Source organism: Streptococcus sp. 1621 (assembly GCF_013276615.1).
Classification (GTDB): domain Bacteria; phylum Bacillota; class Bacilli; order Lactobacillales; family Streptococcaceae; genus Streptococcus.
In genome coordinates this window covers 1-21848 of sequence record NZ_VMLJ01000010.1, presented here as the reverse complement: position 1 = coordinate 21848, position 21848 = coordinate 1, and the positions used below count along the sequence as shown (strand labels likewise).

23 protein-coding genes and 3 pseudogenes are annotated in these 21848 nt (G+C 38.8%); all 26 read right to left on the bottom strand.

Features of this window, described 5'->3' with window-relative positions; translation table 11 throughout:
* Positions 1 to 228: 228 nt before the first annotated feature.
* Entirely contained in the window at positions 229 to 1083 is an 855-nt protein-coding gene (locus HT697_RS02120) for a PTS system mannose/fructose/sorbose family transporter subunit IID (RefSeq protein ID WP_033683132.1), read from the bottom strand.
* Positions 1064 to 1906 carry a PTS sugar transporter subunit IIC gene (locus HT697_RS02115; protein ID WP_173218976.1) on the bottom strand — a complete coding sequence of 281 codons (843 nt, stop codon included), beginning with the start codon at positions 1904 to 1906 and terminating at the stop codon, positions 1064 to 1066. The genes HT697_RS02120 and HT697_RS02115 overlap by 20 nt, the downstream gene beginning before the upstream one ends.
* Positions 1907 to 1929: 23 nt before the next feature.
* A complete protein-coding gene (locus HT697_RS02110; RefSeq protein ID WP_020903146.1) occupies positions 1930 to 2424 on the bottom strand; it encodes a PTS sugar transporter subunit IIB in 495 nt (164 codons plus the stop codon).
* A 26-nt stretch (positions 2425 to 2450) separates the two neighbouring features.
* Entirely contained in the window at positions 2451 to 2888 is a 438-nt protein-coding gene (locus HT697_RS02105) for a PTS fructose transporter subunit IIA (protein ID WP_033683131.1), read from the bottom strand.
* 160 nt (positions 2889 to 3048) lie between these two features.
* The gene (locus HT697_RS02100) at positions 3049 to 4341 is read right to left on the bottom strand and encodes an extracellular solute-binding protein (RefSeq protein ID WP_173261994.1); all 1293 of its coding nucleotides are present in this window, start codon (positions 4339 to 4341) and stop codon (positions 3049 to 3051) included.
* Positions 4338 to 5021, bottom strand: a complete 684-nt coding sequence (locus tag HT697_RS02095) for a response regulator transcription factor (RefSeq protein ID WP_033683129.1) — start codon at positions 5019 to 5021, stop codon at positions 4338 to 4340. The genes HT697_RS02100 and HT697_RS02095 overlap by 4 nt, the downstream gene beginning before the upstream one ends.
* Positions 4996 to 6333, bottom strand: coding sequence for a sensor histidine kinase (locus tag HT697_RS02090; protein ID WP_173253408.1), 1338 nt, complete (start codon positions 6331 to 6333; stop codon positions 4996 to 4998). The genes HT697_RS02095 and HT697_RS02090 overlap by 26 nt, the downstream gene beginning before the upstream one ends.
* Positions 6333 to 7298 carry a substrate-binding domain-containing protein gene (locus HT697_RS02085; protein ID WP_020903141.1) on the bottom strand — a complete coding sequence of 322 codons (966 nt, stop codon included), beginning with the start codon at positions 7296 to 7298 and terminating at the stop codon, positions 6333 to 6335. The genes HT697_RS02090 and HT697_RS02085 overlap by 1 nt, the downstream gene beginning before the upstream one ends.
* Positions 7299 to 7385: 87 nt before the next feature.
* Positions 7386 to 7781 (bottom strand): single-stranded DNA-binding protein, encoded by a 396-nt coding sequence (locus HT697_RS02080; protein WP_049531577.1) that lies wholly within the window; start codon positions 7779 to 7781, stop codon positions 7386 to 7388.
* Between the two features lie 77 nt (positions 7782 to 7858).
* Positions 7859 to 8620, bottom strand: a complete 762-nt coding sequence (locus tag HT697_RS02075; RefSeq protein WP_173253407.1) for an SDR family NAD(P)-dependent oxidoreductase — start codon at positions 8618 to 8620, stop codon at positions 7859 to 7861.
* Positions 8621 to 8661: 41 nt separating this feature from the next.
* Entirely contained in the window at positions 8662 to 9288 is a 627-nt protein-coding gene (ytpR, locus tag HT697_RS02070; protein ID WP_173261991.1) for a YtpR family tRNA-binding protein, read from the bottom strand.
* A gap of 15 nt (positions 9289 to 9303) precedes the next feature.
* Positions 9304 to 9621: pseudogene (locus HT697_RS02065) on the bottom strand (thioredoxin family protein).
* Positions 9618 to 9917 (bottom strand): DUF4651 domain-containing protein, encoded by a 300-nt coding sequence (locus HT697_RS02060; RefSeq protein ID WP_173261988.1) that lies wholly within the window; start codon positions 9915 to 9917, stop codon positions 9618 to 9620. The pseudogene HT697_RS02065 and the gene HT697_RS02060 overlap by 4 nt, the downstream one beginning before the upstream one ends.
* Positions 9918 to 10083: 166 nt before the next feature.
* A pseudogene (locus HT697_RS02055) lies at positions 10084 to 10299 on the bottom strand (N-acetylmuramoyl-L-alanine amidase family protein); the annotation flags it as partial.
* Between the two features lie 224 nt (positions 10300 to 10523).
* Complete coding sequence (locus HT697_RS02050; RefSeq protein WP_173261984.1) at positions 10524 to 11198, bottom strand: hypothetical protein; 675 nt, start codon at positions 11196 to 11198, stop codon at positions 10524 to 10526.
* Between the two features lie 4 nt (positions 11199 to 11202).
* Positions 11203 to 11649 (bottom strand): LytTR family DNA-binding domain-containing protein, encoded by a 447-nt coding sequence (locus tag HT697_RS02045; RefSeq protein ID WP_000776607.1) that lies wholly within the window; start codon positions 11647 to 11649, stop codon positions 11203 to 11205.
* Positions 11650 to 11868: 219 nt separating this feature from the next.
* Positions 11869 to 12372, bottom strand: coding sequence for a phosphatase PAP2 family protein (locus HT697_RS02040; protein WP_173261981.1), 504 nt, complete (start codon positions 12370 to 12372; stop codon positions 11869 to 11871).
* Positions 12373 to 12467: 95 nt separating this feature from the next.
* On the bottom strand, positions 12468 to 14228 hold the full coding sequence (locus tag HT697_RS02035) for an ABC transporter ATP-binding protein (protein ID WP_173261978.1): 1761 nt from the start codon (positions 14226 to 14228) through the stop codon (positions 12468 to 12470).
* Positions 14218 to 15987: an ABC transporter ATP-binding protein gene (locus tag HT697_RS02030; protein WP_173261973.1), complete on the bottom strand. Its 1770-nt coding sequence runs from the start codon at positions 15985 to 15987 to the stop codon at positions 14218 to 14220. The genes HT697_RS02035 and HT697_RS02030 overlap by 11 nt, the downstream gene beginning before the upstream one ends.
* Positions 15962 to 16432: a MarR family winged helix-turn-helix transcriptional regulator gene (locus HT697_RS02025; RefSeq protein ID WP_173261970.1), complete on the bottom strand. Its 471-nt coding sequence runs from the start codon at positions 16430 to 16432 to the stop codon at positions 15962 to 15964. Before HT697_RS02025 ends, HT697_RS02030 begins: the two co-directional genes overlap by 26 nt.
* Before the next feature lie 176 nt (positions 16433 to 16608).
* Positions 16609 to 17325 (bottom strand): YebC/PmpR family DNA-binding transcriptional regulator, encoded by a 717-nt coding sequence (locus tag HT697_RS02020; protein ID WP_173261967.1) that lies wholly within the window; start codon positions 17323 to 17325, stop codon positions 16609 to 16611.
* A gap of 662 nt (positions 17326 to 17987) precedes the next feature.
* A complete protein-coding gene (ply, locus tag HT697_RS02015; RefSeq protein WP_173261964.1) occupies positions 17988 to 19403 on the bottom strand; it encodes a cholesterol-dependent cytolysin pneumolysin in 1416 nt (471 codons plus the stop codon).
* A gap of 10 nt (positions 19404 to 19413) precedes the next feature.
* Entirely contained in the window at positions 19414 to 19824 is a 411-nt protein-coding gene (locus tag HT697_RS02010) for a hypothetical protein (RefSeq protein WP_240149830.1), read from the bottom strand.
* Positions 19817 to 20425, bottom strand: coding sequence for a hypothetical protein (locus tag HT697_RS02005; protein ID WP_173261961.1), 609 nt, complete (start codon positions 20423 to 20425; stop codon positions 19817 to 19819). Before HT697_RS02005 ends, HT697_RS02010 begins: the two co-directional genes overlap by 8 nt.
* Before the next feature lie 12 nt (positions 20426 to 20437).
* Positions 20438 to 20896, bottom strand: a complete 459-nt coding sequence (locus HT697_RS02000) for a DUF4231 domain-containing protein (RefSeq protein ID WP_173261958.1) — start codon at positions 20894 to 20896, stop codon at positions 20438 to 20440.
* 311 nt (positions 20897 to 21207) lie between these two features.
* Positions 21208 to 21848: pseudogene (locus tag HT697_RS01995) on the bottom strand (hypothetical protein); the annotation flags it as partial.

Below are 21848 nucleotides of genomic sequence, written 5' to 3'. Positions count from 1 at the left end.
GTCAGAAATAGTCAAGAAAAAAGTCTGACTTTCTGAGGATGAATAGATAAATTTCTTTATCCTAATTTTGCACTTTAATAATATAGAATTTTATAGAATTTTAATGAACTGGATTTATGGAATTAGTATTTTCGTTAATTCTTTTACAAAAAATACCGAAACTCTAAATCCTTATATTACGCATATATAAAAAACAACGATTACAAACCGTTGCTTTTTTACATACTATTAATATTTCAAGCCTGGATTGAAAAATCCTAAAGCGACTCCTACAAGTGCAATAACTACCAATAGTAGCATTACCCAATTTGGAGAAACTTTCTTTTTAGCCATTAGCCACCAACATAGAACAATAAAACCTGCTGTTAAAAGACCTGGATAAACACCATCAATCTTTTCTTGTAAGTTTAAAAATGTTTCTCCATCTCCATTTTTCAGCTCTAGCGCCGTAGTGACAGATACCCAAGTTGCTGCAACAGCTCCTATGACCATACCACCAACAACACTAATTGATTTTCTTAGCGCCTGACCTTTAGGACCTACTAAAAATTCTACTGCTTTATCTCCAAGTTCATATCCTTTAAAATAAGCAAAACGCATTCCAAGATAGACTAATAGATTCCATGCAATAATATAGAATATTGCACCAGAAATATTTCCTCCTTTAGAAAGACCTAGAGCTATCCCCAAAAGAACAGGAATTAATGTTCCTACAATAAGTGAATCTCCAATACCTGCAATAGGCCCCATTAGACCAGCTCGCATTCCATTGATGGTTTCACTATCTACGGCATCTCCATTTGCACGCGCTTCTTCCAAACCAGCTGTTATCCCAACTACTAGAGAACCCAACTGTGGCTCAGTATTAAAGAATGCTGTGTATGTTTGCATAGCTTCTTTTTGTTCTTCCTTAGTATCATACATTTCTTCTACAATTGGAAGCATAGAAGTTAAATATCCAAAAGTTTGCATATGTTCTTGAGAAAAACATGTCAGATGTCCATAGAACCAGTGGTGAAATGATTTTGTCAATGTTTTTCTTGATATTTTTTTTCGACTCATTCTAAATATCCTCCTCTTCATCAAGTCCCATATCACTGACAACTGCTGTCGTACGGGCAGATTTAATAACTTCTAATTCATAATAAATTACTGCAAAAATTAATGACACAACACCACTTGCTACTAAGTTCAAGCCTAAAGATTTTGCTAACGTGAACCCGACAAAGAAAGGAATAAAGTCTGTTGTTTTTGTAACAATTTGTTTCAAAAGTATTGCAATACCCACACATGGAAGGAGTGCTCCTACAGTAAATAGAGACTTCATTACAAAACCATCCATCGGAAGATATACTTTCATAAGATCAACCATATCTGGTCCAAATTTTGTAATAATCATTGTTGGTAAGAAAGAAAAGATAAAATGTGAAATCCAAGGATATACCCAATCAACAGCATATAACTTCTTAAAATCACCTTTCTCTACAGCTTTCCATCCAATGTGTTGCCAAAGCAAGTTCATAGTAGCTGTACCATAGAATAAAACAGTTCCAATTGTTCCAACCGCGGCTCCAATTGGCGCTGCTGCTGCTGCAATCGCCACTTCACCTGAAATATTATTTGCATGAACAAATAGGATAGATAACGGAATTCCGATATAAGAAATTGCCCGTACATCGGCAGATACAGTTCCACCAGGTGTCACTAAGGCAATATATAATACCTGTAAAGCCACACCAACGATTACCCCTGTTGTTATATCTCCTAATATTAAACCTACAATTAAACCACCAACTAATGGACGCCCCAAAGTATAGTTACCAATACTGGATCCCCCCATACCTGGCATCGATGCTAAACTTGCAAACAATCCTAAAAGAGCTGCTTGAATCCAAGAAATTTCCATCATTTTGTCTCCTTATTTCATTATTAAAATCCAAATTTTGATTTAAAATCACTCCAATAGCCAATAGATACATCTGGTAATAATTGGAATCTAACTTTATATCCTGCTTTTTCAATTGCTTCTAGTGCAACTGCTTCCTCTTGAGTAATTGATTGATTATTTCCCAACTTGATAGCACCTGGTCTATCGTTAGCAGGTCCTACAATAATCTCTTTAACATCTCCTGGGATAAAGCCCTGGTCTACTAAAATTTCTTTCATATCAATTGGATTCTTAGTAATCAAAAAATATCTACTATCCGATTCTGTTACTTTAGATGATTTTTCTTTAAACGCTTCCTTTGTCCAAACAAATGTTTTTTTATCTGACGCACCTTTATAGGCCTGAATTAAAACCTTATTAGATGCAGCAGCGTCATTTACTGCAATTAATCCATCACATGGATGTTCTTTTGCCCATCTAGTGACTGTTTGTCCATGAATCATTCTATCGTCAATTCGTACAAATGTTACTACCATAATTTTTTATCCCTTTCCTTATATAACTAAATATCGTCTTCTTCATTAAGATTATCATCCGATCCGACTTCAAATTCCTGTAGAGCTGAGGATGATTCGTTTAATATCGTAGAAACAAGTTCACTTCCAGTCAGAATATCTTTCATCACCACTGCTGTAAGTGCCATTGTTAAGTTCATGCCTCCCAAAATAGTTGCATTCTCTAATTTTCCAAATTCTTCTAATACTGTTGCAACAGTTGTTAAAGGACTTCCCCCAACAATATCTGCTAAAACAAGAACCGAATCATTTTCATCCAGAGACGCAATAACATTCTTGACCTCTACAGAAAAAACTGCAAGACTTTCTCCATCTTTTAAGCCAATCGCTATGACATCATCTACCTTATCCGAAGCAAACATAGAAAGAGATGATTTCAATCCCTCTGCGAGTCCTCCATGACTGACTAATATCAAATACTTCATATTTCCCTCCTTTTATTGATTTCATTCTATCATCCTTATCTTCACTTTATAATTGTTAAATGTCACAAAAGTTTATTGATAAATGTCAATAAAAAAATGACAAATGTCAATAAAGACATCTGCCATGTTCGTATTATTTAAGAAATAATAATCTTGATATCTATTTAAGGGTTCCTATATCTAGTTCTTTTTGTAACTTAATAAGACTACCTTCAATATCCGTGTTATTTTCATCCATAGATAATGCTTCTAATCTTTCTTCTATTCCAACCAATGATTTTGAATCTATTCCTTTTGAAATAGTTGTAATTGAATTTTTCATTATATAATCCAGCGAAGTAGTCGTTAAGGCATTTTGACCAATCATTCCTTTCTTCATCAACTCTTCACTCTTCAAACTAGTTACTACCTCTGGTAACACTGAGCTTCCTTGACCCTTGTTAAATAAATTTTGTTGAATTTCACGATTATTTGTTAAAAATTCTATAAACGATACGGCAAGTTTTGAATTGCGAGCACGCGAAGAAACCACGTATAAGGAAGTATCTGTTACAGTAGAACGAATGTCTTCCTTAGTAGTTGGCAATGAAATACATGTCCAGTTAAAATTTGTATATTTGGCCACGTGATAAGGAAAAGGTTTATATGTACGATATTGTGCCAAACTCATTGGATAAAAGGCCACATGTCCTTCATCAAAATCTTTATAGGTTACTTTGTAGCGTCCGTTTAATTGATTCAATCCCCTTATATAGGATAAAGCATCCTTCATTTCTGACGAATCTATACGAGGAATCCCACTCTCAGAAATAGTAACTCCAAAGGCTGCTAGAGATTCTTTCCAACTATATCCTGTTATCCCAAATTGATCAACGATTCCATCTCCATCGGTATCTTTTGTAATTTTTTTACTAATCTCATATAGATCTTTCAGTGTCCACCCTACTTTAGGAATTTCAATGCCCTCTCTTAAAAGTAAATCTTGATTTACACACATCAACATGGGATTGCTTTCATATGGAAGACCGTATAAATCATCTCCGTATTTTGCTGCCTGCAAAGATACATCATAGAAATTAGAGGCATCTTCTTGAGACAGATAGGAATTTAGGTTTTTTAAAATACCTTTTGATGCAAATAAAGATAATTGGTCGCTTGATAATAGAAATACATCCGGTTCAGAACCTTTTAAAATTTGACTTGAAATCCAATTAGAATACTCCTCCTTAGGAATACCTGAATCATATACAATTTTAACCCCTTGATGAAGCTCTTCAGATTTCTTAATAGCCTCATCTAGTACATAGCTGTTATTTCCTGTAGGAATTCCCCAACTAGAATCAGAATAAAAACCCAGTCTAATAATCTTTATCTGCTTGTTTTCCCAAATAAGAAATAAACTCAAGCAACTTAACACAAACAGTATCGCTAGAAACAATTGCTTTACTTTCATTTATCCATTTCCTTCGAAAAATTCTTTTGTGTCACACCTGTTTGTACAGCCCATATGGCTAACTGTGTCCTATCTCTCAAATTTAGTTTTGAAAGAATGATAGAAAGGTAATTGCGCACTGTTCCCTCGGATAAAAAAAGATTACTGGCAATTTCCTTATTTGATTCTCCAAATGCCACTTGCTGAATAATTTTCCATTCTGTCAGTGATATATTTTCAATATTCTCTTCCTTCACAGTAATAGAAAAATTGGTCTGTGCCATCTGCGAGAACAATTGAAATACCTTACTAGCTATATTAGGATTAATCATAGCTCCACCTTTATACACTGTCTGAATGGCTTGGTATAACTCGTCTGTTGAAACTCCTTTTAATAAATAGCCAGATGCACCATATTTTAAAGCACTAAAAATAAATTCGTCGTCATCAAATGTTGTTAAGATTATAATTTTTATATTTGGAAAACGTTTTTTGATTTCTTTTGTAGCCAATACTCCGTCCATTCTGGGCATTCTAATATCCATTAAAATTATATCCGGTTTTACAGTCATGATGTTGTCCATAGCTTCAATACCATCACCAACGACGGATACAACATCAATATCAGCATATACTGATAAAATGATCTGCAAGGACTCTCTAATTAACGCCTGATCATCTGCAATCATTACCTTTATCATATACTTCACCTCCTATTTTTGGAAAAACTATTTTAGTGTAAAATCCTTCCCTATTTTCAAAATGAATAGAACCACCTAAAATAGAAACTCGCTCTCTCATTTGTTTCAAGCCATACCCAATTTGTAAGTCGTCAAAACCTATTCCATTATCTTGCAAAACTATTATGTTGTTATCCTCACTCATAAAATGAATGCTCATTTTACTAGCATGTCCATGACGAACAGAATTTGTCATAGATTCTTGTATAATCCTAAAAATAGTATCTTCCTGCATCACATCTAAATCAATATTTCCCCATTCATATTTTAGATCGACAGAGAGTTTAGATAGAGACTCATACTCACTAATCATTAATATTAGAGCATCTTTTAAACCATTATTTTGCAAAGCTCCTGGTCTTAGTCTATGTAATGATCCCCTAACATCTTTTATCCCCTCTCTAACTGCATTTGAAACATTTTTCAACTGTTCTTTAGCACGAATAGGATGAACATCAATTAGTACAGAAACAGCATCAATCCCTGCTGAAATCCCTGTCAATGCATGTCCTAGAGTATCATGAATTTCCCGAGCAATTCTTTTCCTTTCTCGATCTTCAGCGATTTTCTCTGATAATGATATGTAATGATTCAATTCAGTGTTGACTCTAGATAACATTTTAAGTTCTTCCTCAATATTATGGTGTTCTTTAATCACGTATAGGATATAAGACAATAAAGAGATGATGAAAATAATAACGTTTAATGACGTCAATGCATTTTCTAAAAATAACACTACACCTCGTATGGACGATGGGTAAAATTGGATATAGGTAGAAAGAGATGGAACTTTTATAAATAGTGACAAGATTTCATAGTCTGTTAAAAGTAATATTAAAAAACTCAAGAAAATAAAAATAATCCAGGAACGTTTACTATCAGAGTCTTGAAACTCTCTTGAACTATAGAATATATCAGCAAAAACTAATAATATTATTCCATTGTATGACAGATTTTGTGACCATATAACACCAATCATTAATACTATTTCAAACAAATTCCATTTTGAAAAAATTGGCCATTTTTTCTCAGTTGAGTACATTTTATAGGTAGATATAAAAATAATACCGACGAAAAAAATAATTGAATACCAAAAAATCTGGTCAGGTGATTTTGAAATATTATTTAATTCTCCCAATAAGAGTATCATCTGTCCCTTTGAAATTACATAGTTTGTAATCTGTATATACAAAGCTCCATTGTATATAATGGTTAGAAAATTAATTAATAAAAGCAAAATGATAGAATACTGGACACCTTTTACCTGTTTCATTACTGCCACCCATTAATATCAAACTGAATTATATTATTTTTATCAACAAATTGTACAGGTATAGTATATAATTCTTCAACTTCTTCTTTTTTTACTAATAAATCTATTGTTTCCGATACTTTTCTACCCATATGAGATGGAAATTGAGCAACCGTTCCCGTAACTTCATCTGTTGTAGCTAATAAATGCTTCATATCTGGTGAACCATCTATTCCGTAAATAAGTTTTTTTGAAGTTACTTTCAATTCTTTAATTGCTGCTAAAGCTCCTATAGCTGCTCTATCATTTAAAGCCACTATAGCATCAAATTGTAAACCTTCAGATAAGGCATCACCTACAGTAGTCATAGCATACTCTGTTTGACCAACTGTTTCTCTTTCTGAGATAATTTGATAATGTTCTTCTGATTTTATTGTATCCAAAAAACCAGTTATTCTCTGATTAGCTGATAAAGCATCTTTGTGCGTTAACAAAAGAATATGAGCATTTGAGGTACGTTTCATCAAATCCTTGGCAATTAATATCCCAGCATGGTAATTATCAGAAACTATGCTCGTATCAACTTTTATATTATTCAACTGACTATCTACTGCTATAACTCTAATTCCAAAATTCTTTGCCCTACTTAACGCTTCTACAATTTGCTCGCTATCACTCTTAACCGGATTAATAACAATAACATTCACTCGCTTCTCTATAAACTCATCAATTTGTTTACTCTGTTTTTCTTCACTCATCTCTGCATCCCGAGTATACAATATCTGACCTTCTGAATCAGAATAGCGTTGAATCTCATTATGTAAATGTCTATAAAATTCACTATTCATCGTCATATAAGTCGCTCCAACTTTTATTTGTCCCGGAATAGGATCTGTCTGACTCACATGAGTATAAATCGCAAAAACAAATACGACTACTGTACAAAATATAATTTTGACGATTGTTCTTGTATATTCTCTACTCATTCCAACCTCCAAAAAGTTTCAACTAGTTCATTGTAACACATTTAGACAGTATAAAAAAGCCTGAGAGCAACTCAGACTTTTCAATGTTTAAAATGGTAATTCTTCCTCTTCCAAGACCAAGTCCGCCAAATCTTGGCCTGCATTATTTTCACGCATGGCACGTTGGGCACGACTTTCCAAGAGTTGGAATCCTGAGACAAGTACTTCAGACACATAGTTCATTTGACCATTTTTCTCAAAACGACGTGTACGCAATTCCCCATCCACTGAAATGAGACTACCTTTAGTTGCGTAGCTGGCCAAGCTTTCTGCTAGTCTGCCCCATAGGACCATATTGACAAAATCTGCTTCACGTTCACCGTTTTGGTCTTTGTAACGACGGTTCACAGCGATAGTTGCTCGCGCTACTGACTTGTCATTGCTGGTTTTGTGCAATTCTGGTGTAGACGTCAAACGTCCAATCATGATAACTTTATTATACATATTTTCTTCCTCCTACTTATCTATTCGCAGGAAATCAAAAAAAGTTACAGAAATTTGTAACTTTTCGAGGAATTTTTTTACTTTTTATGAACCATAAAACCTGTCGCCTGTTGATTTGCCATAATGGTCATATCTGTAATCTGCACACGACGAGGTTGACTGGTCACATAGACTACTGTGTCTGCAATATCCTGAGCTTGCAAGGCTTCGATTCCTTGGTAAACGGACGCAGCCCGCTCTTTATCACCGTGAAAACGCACTGTAGAAAAATCTGTTTCGACAATTCCAGGCTGAATGGTTGTCACCTTGATATCCGTTGCGATGGTATCAATTCGCAGCCCATCTGAAAAGGTCTTAACCGCTGCCTTGGTGGCTGAGTAAACAGCTGCACCAGCATAGGCGTAGATTCCTGCGGTTGACCCCATGTTGATGATATGTCCTTGATTGGCTTTTACCATTGCTGGCAAGAAAGAGCGAGTAACTGCCATCAAACCTTTGACATTGGTATCCAGCATGGTCAACATATCCAACTCTTCATAGTCTTGATAGGGAGCCAAGCCAAGAGCCAGACCGGCATTGTTGACCAGAATATCAATCTTCCCTATCGTTTCTATAATATCAGAGCAGACAGCCTTTACCATGTTCATATCCGTGACATCTAGCGGAAAAGCCCAAACTGTTTGATTTGGGAAGGTCTCTGCAAACTCCGACTTGAGGGTTTCTAGTCTGTCTATCCGTCGTCCAGTTAGAACGACATTCTCACCCTGCTCCAGATAAGCACGCGCAATCGCTTCACCAATTCCTGATGTCGCCCCTGTAATCACTACATTTTTTGCCATCTTATTTCCTTCTATCTGGTCTATCAGATATTAACAACTTCTTAGGCAGTCCAGTGTTTAGCTGGATCAAATGGAGTTCCAACAACTTGGTCTTCTGATAATTCAATAATACCACGTTTTTGCGGAGCATTTGGCAGATGCAATTCACGAGGACTGCACATCATGCCAAAACTCTTTTCACCACGAAGTTCGCCTGGGAAAATAAGATTGCCTTTGGGCATCATAGCTCCAGGAAGAGCCACAATGGTTTTCAACCCAAGACGCGCATTAGGAGCCCCTGCAACGATTTGTACAGTCTTGTCACTTGATACTGCAACTTGGCAGATGTTGAGGTGGTCACTATCTGGATGGGCTACCATCTCGACAATCTCACCAACAACAAACTTAGGTTCCTTATCATTAACAATTTCTTCTGTAAAACCTTCCGTTTGTAATTCTTGGTTCAAACGAGCGACTTGCTCATCTGTCAAAAAGACTTGACCGAACTCTGCAATTTCAAATAAACTTGAAACTTCAAAAATATTCCAAGCCACTGTTTCCCCATTATCTTTGAGAAAAACACGGGCTACCTTGCCTTTGCGTTCTACATCCAGTTTGGCATCTCCGCTATTTTTCACGATGACCATAAGGACATCACCGACATGTTCTTTGTTGTATGTAAAAATCATTGTTTTCTTTTTCTCCTATTTCAGTCCTGCTAAAAAGTCGTTAATTTGTTGCTTACTTTTACGGTCGCGATTAACAAAACGACCAATTTCCTTGTCCTTTTCTAGAACAACAAGGCTAGGAATTCCATAAACATCTCAGAGTTTAGCCAAATCCATATACTGGTCTCGGTCCACCCGAATAAAGGTGAACTCTGGATTGGTTTCCTCAATTTCTGGCAAGGCAGGATAGATATAACGACAATCGCCACACCAGTCCGCCACAAAAAGAAAGACCTTCTTGCCATCTTTTTCTACTAAAGATGCTAATTCTTCTAAACTTGCTGGTTGTATCATAAGACTTCCTCCTCATAGACTAGGTCTTCATTTTCATAGACAAAGGTATAATGACGGCCATCCTCAAAAATGACGCCACCAACCAAGCTCTCTAGACTGCTTTCATAGACTTGAACATAGAGGGTCGCAATTTCCCCCATGTCTGAAAAATGGTCTCGTACAATCGCTGTCAACTCTTCCTGAGTCTTCATGAGCTTATGGTCATCTGCAATTTTTTTCGTAGCAAGGGCAAGGCTCCCAATACCAAGCAGAGCCAGACCTGCCATCCACATTTTTTTAGCTTTCATACCATTCATTTTAACACAAAAAAGGCTTTAGGACAAATGAGGAAGCAGCAGAAAAGCAAGTAAAAAGCCTCTTCCTTTAAGGAAAAGGACTTCTTATACTAGAGCAAACTAGGANNGCTTTGAGGTTGTAGATGACGCTGACGTGGTTTGAAGAGATTTTCGAAGAGTATTATTCTTATTGCCAGGCGCCTGAGTTACCAACGTAGTAACCATCTGGTGTGTAGGTATTACGAAGCATCTTACCTGATGAAGCCAGATAATACCACTTGCCATTGTCTTTGACCCAATCATTCGCTAGCATGGAACCAGAAGAACTTACATAATACCATTCTCCCTTGTCATAAACCCAAGCGCTTGCTTTCATAGCTCCTGAGCAATTAGAGGCCAAAAAAACTGTCCAATATCATTCATTTTTTTAAAACATTTGACACTACATCATCCACGCTGTAGGACATAGATACATCAAACGTAAGAGCCAAAATATCGAAAAATATACAACTTTTAAAGGCAACATTTCATTTTTTAAAGTCTAACAACAATAGAACGGAAATCAGAGCAAGGCATCAATTTCCTACTCTTAGTACGTCTATTTTGATGGTTGAAGTGAAGATTTTTTTATTTAACGTAGACAATTCCCAACTTCCCAAAGGCCACATCTCCACGGATAATCAAGGTTTTGCTGGTTGGGGCTAGAGGGGCATCTGCCTTGGCTACACCACAGAAAGTTTCCACCTTCAAATCAACTCTCCAATGTTGGGGAACATAGATAACTGCATTGCCAAAACCAACTTCGATATCCAGAGTAGCAAAATCACCTAACATCTCTGCATTGTCATAATATATCTTGGCATTCCCAAAACCAACTTCAACTTGGTCTTCTACCAATTCTTGGTCTTGCTTGTAGAAAGTCCCACTTCCAAAAGCAACTTCCTTATCTGTTAGAATGGTCTTTTTACCATCATACCACCATTTTTTCCCGTTCCAAGTCCTGTTAGAATGAGTGAGTGCGCTGACACCCATTACGATTAAAATACTAGCCCAGAACAATGACTGATTTGGAATCGGTAAAATGTCATAAAAATGATTAGCAATCATGAGAGCTACAAAAGTTGTAAAAACTGCTGATGTCAGATGACGACGAAGCAAAGCTTCAACTGATTGATAGGCAAAAAATGCAATACCAAGCAAGGGCCAAATATGCCCTCCAAGAGAAGGGATTCCAAAATTCCCTTGTAATAATATTAAAGCCGCCAAAATAAGCAACAGAATACCAAATGCTTTCTTTTTCATCTTCTTACCTCATGTTTCTTAGATTTTCTTTTAGGAGGGATTGGTAATGTCGTGAGACATGAACCTCCTTGTGGGTCTGATAAAAGGAAATGGTGCCCGTTCCTGAAAAGGACTTGTCCACCGAGTAAACCTGACGGATATTAGCAATAGTTGACTTGGATACCCGACTAAAATAGCGAGGAAGGATAGACTCTAACTCATAGAGTTTGAGCCGAACTTCGTAGGCATCTTTCTGGGTATGGGCATAAATCTTGCTACCTTCTGTCTCAAAGAAGAGAATTTCCGATAAGTCCAGATAATATTCACCTGTTCCCTTGTAAAAAATCAACCGAGGAGACTTGGACTCTTGCAAGAGCCGCTGTAAATCCGCAATCTCATCTGTCAAAGCCGCTGCCTTGATGACAATTTCAGTTTCCTCTAAATTGCTGTCAATTTCGATTCGTAACTTCATTCCATCTCCTTTCTGACTCTACTATATCAAAGCTAAAATAAGAAAACAAGAGCAAAAAAGCAAGTGGTTACTTTAGGCACGTAAGTGGTTCTAGGACCGCCTTATACTCTTCGAAAATCAAATTCAAACCACGTCAGCGTCGCCTTACCGTACTCAAGTACAGCTTGCGGCTAGCTTCCTAGTTTGCTCTTTGATTTTCATTGAGTATTAACTTACAGGTCAAAATAGAAAGAAAAGCACACCCCACACAAGAGCACAAATATAACCAACTACTACATCCTTGGGAAAATGCACTCCACCTAAGACTCTCACGAGACCGAGGAGGGCTGAAAAGACCAACAAGATCCCCCCTACAGATAAACTAGCATGTAAGCAAGCCATGGAGATAATGGTTGCTGAAAAGACATGACGACTAGGCATAGACTGACCAGGACTATCTCTGTCAAGCAAGGGTTTAATAGCCCATTCCTCATAAGGCCTAGGGGCATTGATTTTCTTACGGAGAAGGGACAAAATCACAAAACCTGATGCAGGGATAAACAAATAGATTCCGACCTGTTTCCCAAGTCCTTCTTGGAGATAGGTAATTGCTAACAAGGTTAGATAAATCATAGGCATAACCACCGTCATGAACCGATTGAAAGTTCTTAACAAGCTCAGAAGAAAGGGCTTATTTCCAATGTTACCAGCAATGTGGTCATACCATTCTTGATAATTTTTCATATATTTTCTCATTACTTACTCAAATTTTGCTTGCAGGGAAACACTTATCTTCTAGTATAGTGCAGAAAAAGAAGGCCGTCAAGCCTTCTTTCGGTTTATTCTTCTGCTTCGTCTTCTGTAAACTGACTGTTGTAGAGGTCAGCGTAGAAGCCAGCTTGCGCCATTAGCTCATCATGATTGCCTTGCTCGATGATATTGCCATCTTTCATGACAAGGATCAAGTCAGCATTTCGGATAGTTGACAAGCGGTGGGCGATGACAAAGGAAGTTCTTCCCTCCATCAAACGATCCATGGCTTTCTGAATCAATTCCTCTGTACGGGTATCAACAGAAGAAGTCGCCTCATCCAGAATTAGGAGCGGTGCATCTTTCAGCAAAGCACGAGCAATGGTCAAGAGTTGTTTTTGCCCGACAGACAAGGTTACTGTATCATCCAAGACGGTATCGTAACCATCTGGTAGGGTCATGATAAAGTGGTGAATCCCTACAGCCTTGCTGGCTTCAATCACGCGCTCATCACTAATCCCCTTTTGGTTATAGATGAGATTGTCGCGAATGGTCCCTTCAAAGAGCCAAGTATCCTGCAAGACCATTGAAAAGGCATCATGTACTTCCGAACGCTTCATCTCTTTGGTATCTACACCATCGATGCGGATACTTCCCTTATCAATCTCATAAAACTTCATCAAAAGATTGACAATGGTTGTCTTACCAGCTCCAGTCGGTCCGACAATCGCAACCTTTTGACCTGCATGAGCTGTCGCAGAAAAGTCATGGATAATAGTTCGCTCTGGTGTATAACCAAAGGAAACTCGATCAAAGACCACTTGACCTTTCATATCGCTCAATTGTCTTTCTCTATGGGATTCGTCTCCCATTTCCTCTTCAGCTAGGAATTCGAAGACACGTCCCATGGCTGCACTAGCCTGCTGCAAACTAGTAATCCCTTGGGCAATTTGTGAAAGGGGCTGAGAAAAGATACGAACGTAGGCCATAAAGGCAACGATAATCCCGATACTGATGTGTCCATTTAAGGCCAAGGCTGCACCAACGATAATCACCAAGGCATAGCTGAAGTTCCCAATAAACATCATAATCGGCATCATAATCCCTGAAATAAACTGAGATTTCCAGATACTATCATACAGACGATGATTTAATGTTGCAAATTCTTCTTTGGTGCTCTCGATGGCATTGTAACTGGTCACCACATTATGGCCAGAGTACATTTCTTCCACATAACCATTGACAGCTGCCAAATCCTGTTGCTGACTCTTAAAGAAGCCCTGGGATTTGCCCATAAAGACAGACACGAAAGCAAAGCCAACAAGAGTTGAAACAACCGTCACCAAGGCTAAAATCCAGTTCATCCCAAACATGGTTACCAAGACTGCCAAGACCAGTAAACTAGATGAAAGAACTGTTCCCAGACTTTGATTAAGGGACTGGGCTGCAGTGTCAACATCATTGGTTACACGAGACAAAGTATCCCCCTGAGAGTGGCCATCAAAATATCCCAATGGTAGGCTATTGATTTTCTCTGCAATCGCTCTTCTCAAACGCTCTGAAAAACGTTGAATAGCTGTTGTAAACAGAAAGGCCTGTAAATAATTTGATAGAAGTCCGATCACATAAATCACGGCCAAAAAACCACCAATAGCTGCAACCGCCGCGACATCCACACTTGTTTCTAGACCACTGGCAATAATATTAGTCATTTCCTTGATGCGGGTTGGACCATATACAGTAATGATATTGGATAGGATTGTTGCTAGAAAGGCGATCAGAAGGGCAAACTGGAGGCCTGCAAGATAGGGTTTACTCTGTTTCCAAAGAGACATTTTCTTATTTTCCATGTTCCAATTCCTCCTTCGATAGTTGTGAATAGGCAATTTCTTGGTAAACTTCGTTATTAGCTAGAAGTTCCTTGTGGGTGCCTTGTCCCACGACTTTTCCTTGATCCAAGACCAAAATCAAATCTGCATCCATAATCGTTGAAATGCGTTGTGCAACGATAAGCTTGGTCATAGACTTGGTTTTCTCTGCTAGCTCTTGGCGTAGGACACGGTCTGTCTTGTAGTCCAAGGCTGAGAAGGAGTCATCAAAGATGAGGATTTCTGGCTTCCGAGCTAAGGCACGCGCAATGGCCAGACGCTGTCTTTGACCACCTGAGAAGTTGGTTCCTCCTTGGGCCACTTCTGACGCTAAGCCCGCTTCCTTGTCTTCGATAAAGTTCCTAGACTGGGCCAATTCCAAAGCTTGCCACATAGCCTGCTCACTAAGCGGTGTTTCTTGACTCCGTCCAAAGTCTAAATTGCCCTTAACATCACCTGAAAAGAGAACCGCTTTCTGAGGAATATAACCAACCTTGTTGCGCAAATCCTCTAAGGCATAGCCTTGAACATTGACACCGTCCACCAGAATTTCTCCGTCTGACACATCGTAGAAACGTGGAATCAGATTGACCAGAGTTGATTTACCAGAACCTGTTGACCCAATAAAGGCCACTGTTTGACCAGCTTCTGCTCTAAAGCTAACATGCTCGATAACTGCCTCCGAATTTGCCGCATAGCGGAAGGTCACATCCTTAAATTCGACCTGACCTTTGAGGTTTTCATCAGCCAGCTGCACTTGAGCAGGGTTTTGGATAGAAGAATGCAAATCTAAAACTTGATTGATCCGCTTAGCAGAGACTATAGTTCGGGGAAGAACGATGAAGAGCGCCCCCGTGAGAAGGAAGCCCATGACAACCTGCATAGCATAAGACATGAAAACAACCATGTCACTAAAGAGAGGCAGACGCTCCGTCGGAGCAGCATCGTTGATTACATAGGCCCCAATCCAGTAAATCGCCACACTCAAACCACTTGAAATCCCCATCATGATGGGATTCAAAATGGCCATAAGACGATTAACAAACAAATTCAAGCGTGTCAATTCATCATTTGCTGCTGCAAATTTTTCATTTTGGTAATCCTCTGCATTGTAGGCACGAACGATGCGAATACCTATTAAACTTTCACGAGTGATACTGTTCAGTTTATCTGTCAGCCCCTGAATCAAGGACTGTTTTGGAAAGGCTAGCGTCACCAAAACGATCGTCATCAAAACGTTGACAATCACTGCCACAAGAATGGCCCAGAGCCAGTATTCTGAATGGCCTAAAATCTTCCCGATGGCCCAGATAGCCATAATCGGACCACGCGTAACCACTTGCAAGCCCATGGTAATCAACATCTGAACTTGGGTAATATCATTGGTCGTACGAGTTAAGAGACTAGGGATAGAGAATTTCTTAATCTCTGTCTGCGAGTAGTCTAAAACTCGATTAAAAATATCACTTCTTAGCCTACTAGTATAAGAAGCAGCCACTCTAGACGCAAAAAATCCAACTGCAACTGCGGACAAGAAGGCCAGAAAGGACATTCCCACCATCATGCTTGCTGGCTGCCATAACTCATCTAAGTTGCTACCCTGAGTTCCTAGTAAATCCGTAATTTTCGAGATATAGGTTGGCACTTCCAACTCTAGATAAACTTGAAAGCAGGTAAAGAGAATGGCTAGAAAAACAATCCCCCATTCTTTTCCACTAATTCGTTTGGCTAATTTCTTCATTCTCTCCTCCTATTCTCTTGATATTTTCCTGTAGTTGAGCAAGGACCTTCTCAAAAATCAGTAATTCATCTTCATCTACGTCTTCTACCAACTGCTTGTCAATGCGTTCAAAGAATGCCTTAACCTGCTGCATTTGAGAACGCGATTTGTCCGTCAAACGTACAAACTTGGCCCGCTTATCGACAGGACTCGCCTCCAATTCCACCAAACCATTTTGCACCATACGCTTGACCAAATTACTAGCAACAGACTTGGTAATATTGAGTTCCTGCTCGATATCTTTAATCAAGACCAAGTCTTGGTTTTTCTCACGATTATCCAAAAAACGCACCACCTGACCTTGAGGCCCACCCATAAATTCAATACCACAACGTTTGGCTTCCTTTTGCACCATCAGGTGAATCTGATGACCAAAACGCTTAAAGACTAACATCGGTTTATCCATACTAACTCCTTTCTAACTATCACATTTAGTTCTCCTAGGAACTAAATAAGTTTTCATGAGAACTATTTTATCATTTTCAGAAAAGATGTCAAGAAAAAGTTTCCTAGAGAACTATTTTCTTGATTCAAAAAATCCCAAGTGATTTTTTCACTTAGGATCATGTTCTCTAGGTTAAATTAGAACCCGTCTACGTTTGTATAGATCTTTTGTACGTCTTCGTCATCTTCAAGAACGCTGTAAAGTTTTTCAAAGGTTTCAAGGTCAGCGCCTGACAATTCCACTTCTGACTGAGGAATCATTTCCAATTCAGTCACTTGGAATTCTTCGACACCTGACTCACGAAGGGCAACGATAGCCTTGTGAAGGTCAGTTGGCGCTGTGTAAACTGTGATTGTGCCTTCTTCTGCTTCTACATCATCCACATCCACATCTGCTTCTAGCAATTGCTCAAAGACTGAATCGGCATCTTCACCAGCAAATACGATAACTCCCTTGTTGTCAAAGAGGTAAGAAACTGAACCAGAAGCACCCATGTTTCCTCCGTTTTTACCAAAGGCTGCACGGACATTAGCCGCTGTACGGTTAACGTTTGAAGTCAAAGTATCAACAATCAGCATAGAACCGTTTGGTCCAAAACCTTCGTAACGTCCTTCTGTAAAGGTTTCGTCTGTGTTTCCTTTGGCTTTATCAATCGCTTTATCAATAACGTGTTTTGGCACTTGGGCTTGTTTAGCACGGTCGATAACGAATTTCAAAGCAGTGTTTGATTCTGGATCTGGATCACCTTTTTTAGCTGCTACATAGATTTCTACACCAAATTTTGCATATACTTTAGAGTTAGCTCCATCTTTAGCCGTTTTCTTGGCTACGATATTGGCCCATTTACGTCCCATTAGGAATCTCCTTTTTTCACATTTTAATCTTTCTTATTATAACACAAGTTTTTTTGATTTTCACTAGAGGAAATGGATTTTATTAGCAAATACAGCTAGGAGAGCACTTCGGTTGCCAAGATAGCCTTGCCTTTCCATCATTATCAACATTCAAAAAAACTAGAATATTATCTGCAAATCGAAAGTTTGACAAAGTCAGCTCAAACTACTGTTTTGAGTTTGTAGATATAAGCAACAAAAACAATCATACTGCACCTTTTGTTGACAGTCTACTCCAGACATATCATAGTTCAAGTAAATACTTTGAAATTGAAATTCAACAGTTCTTATAGGTGCTATTGTATTCTAAGAAATCAATAGAAGAATTTCTAAACAAAACCATAATTTATGTGTTCCTGAAACAGAAATGTATGCTCTTTTTGATTTCACATGATACTGAAGTTAGACTAGTACAACGGCACTTCTAAAACAAGCAAAAGGTAGCTAATTCCCTGTATAGCAAAGAGTTTCACTACCCTTTTTACTTTTTCTTACAGCCACTGTTTGATAGCCTCATTTTAACATCACGATCATACTCCAATGGAAATCGCTAGGCAAGAGATAAACTTTCAGATATTCGCAGAGAGATCATCGCCTCTTTTTGTCGCAAGCATTCTTCTCTCCTAGTCATTTTCTACCTTATCTTCTACCTGAGGATAAAGAGTTGTTCCCCAAATAGAAATCGTCCGCTTACGCACTAGTGGCAAATCGGTTTTTTCATAAACCGTACGCCACCATTCCCAAGCAAGTCCGGTACACTCTCTAATTTTGATAGAGAGATTGCGAACATTCCCTTTTAAAGGAATACTAGTGGTAAAGTGAGCCGTCAAATCCTGCCCATTTCTGTCCCAAGCCTTAGGAGTCAAGACTTCCTTACCTTGATGATCATAGGATAATTCATCCCAAGTAATGTAATATTGGGCAACATAGGCACCACTATGATCCAAGAGTAAATCTCCGTTTCTGTAAGCTGTCACCTTAGTCTCAACATAGTCTGTACTGTTTTGAAAGGTCGCAACTACATTGTCCCGTAAAAAAGAAGTTGTATAGGAAATCGGCAAGCCTGGGTGATCTGCTGTAAAGCGACTGCCTTCTTGAATCAAGTCCTCTACCATATCCACCTTGCCTGTTACAACTCGGGCACCCGAACTTGGGTCGCCCCCTAAAATAACCGCCTTCACTTCTGTATTGTCCAAAATCTGCTTCCACTCTGTCTGAGGAGCTACCTTGACTCCTTTTATCAAAGCTTCAAAAGCAGCCTCGACTTCATCACTCTTACTCGTGGTTTCCAACTTGAGATAAACCTGACGCCCATAAGCAACACTCGAAATATAGACCAAAGGACGCTCTGCAGAAATTCCTCTCTGCCTCAAATCCTCTACCGTTACAGTATCTTGAAACACATCTCCTGGATTTTTAACAGCATCTACGCTAACTGTATAATAAATCTGCTTAAAATTAACAATCTGAATCTGCTTTTCGCCCGAATGGACAGAGTTAAAATCAATATCAAGAGAATTCCCTGTCTTTTCAAAGTCAGAACCAAACTTGACCTTGAGTTGTTCCATGCTGTGAGCCGTGATTTTTTCATACTGCATTCTAGCTGGGACATTATTGACCTGACCATAATCTTGATGCCACTTAGCCAACAAGTCGTTTACCGCTCCGCGAACACTTGAATTGCTGGGATCTTCCACTTGGAGAAAGCTATCATTACTTGCCAAACCAGGCAAATCAATACTATAAGTCATTGGGGCACGATCGACCGCAAGAAGAGTGGGATTATTCTCTAACAAGGTCTCATCCACTACGAGAAGCGCTCCAGGATAGAGGCGACTATCGTTGGTAGCCGTCACGGAAATATCACTTGTGTTTGTCGACAAGCTCCGCTTCTTTCTTTCGATAACAACAAACTCATCGGGTAGCTGATTCCCCTCTTTGATGAAACGATTTTCAATACTCTCTCCCTGATGGGTCAAGAGTTTCTTTTTATCATAATCCATAGCTAGTATAAAGTCATTTACTGCTTTATTTGTCATCTTCTACCTCCTAATAAGTTCCTGGATTGAGTTGCATAAACTCAGACTTGTTCAGCGAAATCAGCCGTGGTTGGACTAAGTGATCCAAAATTTCCTCGTACAATTCTTTTGAGACATTGCGTCGCCGTCTGGCTAGATAAGAAGTCGGAATGACCGTATTATCCAACATAAATACCTTATCTAAGTCAATCAAGGTTGGTCTTGTAAAAGGATTACGAGCTAAATCCGGCTCTTCTATCATAAAGTTCTTGACCAAACGTCTGGTCAAGAGAGCTGGTTTGAAGGTCTGATTTTTAACCAACTCTTTGTTTTTAGTCATGCTGTTGTCAATACAGATATACATATGGTTCTTCACAGCCAAATCGCTACTAATAGTCGGAAAAGGCAAATAAAGAGCTACAACATCTCCTCTCTTAATCAAGCAAGAGCACCCCCTTTTCTCCTAATGTAACATAGACAGGATTGACCAAGTCTTCTGATTGGCTCAGAATTTCCAAAGTTTGAGTTTGGCGCCCTGTCAATTTAGTAGCATCTTGTCTCTTCAATACAAAATGCTTGTCGCCAATTACCTTGACACTATAATCCTTCTCCAAAGCTGACTGGTAAATCCACATCAGATATTGTCTGTCCTGAGAACTCAAGAGAGAAGGATGTTCAAGTCTCCCTACAGACTGATAAAAATCAAAAACAGGAGCCAAAGCCTGCCAATCTGACTGGCTAGTTGTCAAGGCTAGAAAAAGGGCTTTGCGAGCTGATACTTCTTGGTTAGCCTTGAGAGTTCCTTTTCCCTCCAAGTTTTTTAGAAATTGGGAAACTCCAGAAAGCAAATCTTTCTCTAACTGCGAGAAATAAAAACCTTGCCTTCCCAGACATAAGTCTCTCAAGTCGCTTTCTCTAGCAAATAAGAGTTCAAACAGTTGATAATAAAAGAAAAATATCTGGCACTGGGTTGCGCTCATCTCTTCTTTATTAGCCTCTTTTTTTAACCAGAGCAAGGGCAATAGGTAACTGGATTGAAACATTTCCTCCACCTCCTACTCTTTTTTCCCTGGAGCTTCTGCACTAGCTGCCACTTCTTTTGACTGGATACTTTCCCACTGGTTGATTTCCTCTGAGATAAGACTTTCGCATGTCTTGACAAATAGGGCAAAAGCCTTGGTTTTTCCTGCATATTTCTCCGTTTGGCATTGATAAAGGAATTTTTCTCTCTCCAGGAGTTGCGCAGTCTTTTGGTAAGAAATCCAGTGTTCCTTTGCATTATACAGATTGAGAATCCCTTCACACAGCAAGCCTAAACTGGACAAGGCAACCGAAATCAAACGGTAGCGATCACCTGGCATAGGAATAGCACAAAAGACCGCTATGAGAAAACCTGCCACGATTTCTGTTATTTTTAATACCTTATAGCGCCTACGATGTTGAACGCTTTTCTTTAAAAAATGAGCTATCTGTACATCCAATCGATCTGTCAGGTACATTTCTTCTGGCGTCATGTTCGTAACCCCTTTCATTTACTTTGATAATCATAGTATAACATATTTGAATATCAAAGTATAGTAAAAACTGGACTATAGCTTATTATAAAACCCAAATATGAAATGTTTGTGAAATGAGGGAAAAATATCACAAAAAGGATGGAACAAAAAGTTTCAAAATGATAAAAACGCATAATACCTTGCCTTAAAAAGCTTGATATTATGCGTTTTATCAGAGAAAGATTTTCTGAATGTTCACCTCAAATTGAGTTTTTCCAACATTCTTTCAATCACTATTCTAGCTAGTTTCCAACTCGTCTAAACTTTGCTTATCTTAACTGAGTAAGAATAGCTTTGAGTTTCTCAATCAACTCATCTTCTGTGTGGTCAGACTCTTTCTCATTGGCTAGGAAAGCAACTGCTTGAGCGAGAGCTTCTCTTGCTTGGTCGAGGACTTTGACATCTACACTTGTAAGGTCGCTTTCTTGCAGAACCTTAGTCAATTCCTTGGTCAATTTCTTGAGTTCTGACTCTTTCTTGCGACGAGCGATGAGGAAGAGAAGGAGACCAAGAAGGGCGAGCAGGCTGCCAATCATGGTACCGTATGGAAGATGACCTTGTTCTTTGCTTGTTTCTTTCGTTTCTTCTTCATCCTTAGTCGCTTGCTTGCCTTTCAAGGATTCGAGTGCTTCTTTGACCTTGGCAGTAATCTCTCTCAATCCTGCCTCTGTCAAGTCAGTATTTCTAAGGGCTGCTTGACCCTCCCCGAGAATGATCTTCGCAGCGTCGATGACAGATTGATCAATACCATCCAAGTCTTTCAAACGAGTTTCCAAGTCTTGAATCAAATCTCTTAAGACGGATTTATCAACCTGTTTCTCTTGACTCGATTGAGTGCCACCAGCAAAGCCTACACTTCTTCGGCTACGAGCTGGTGGTGTCACACTGGTGTTAGTGTTGCCACCGGTGT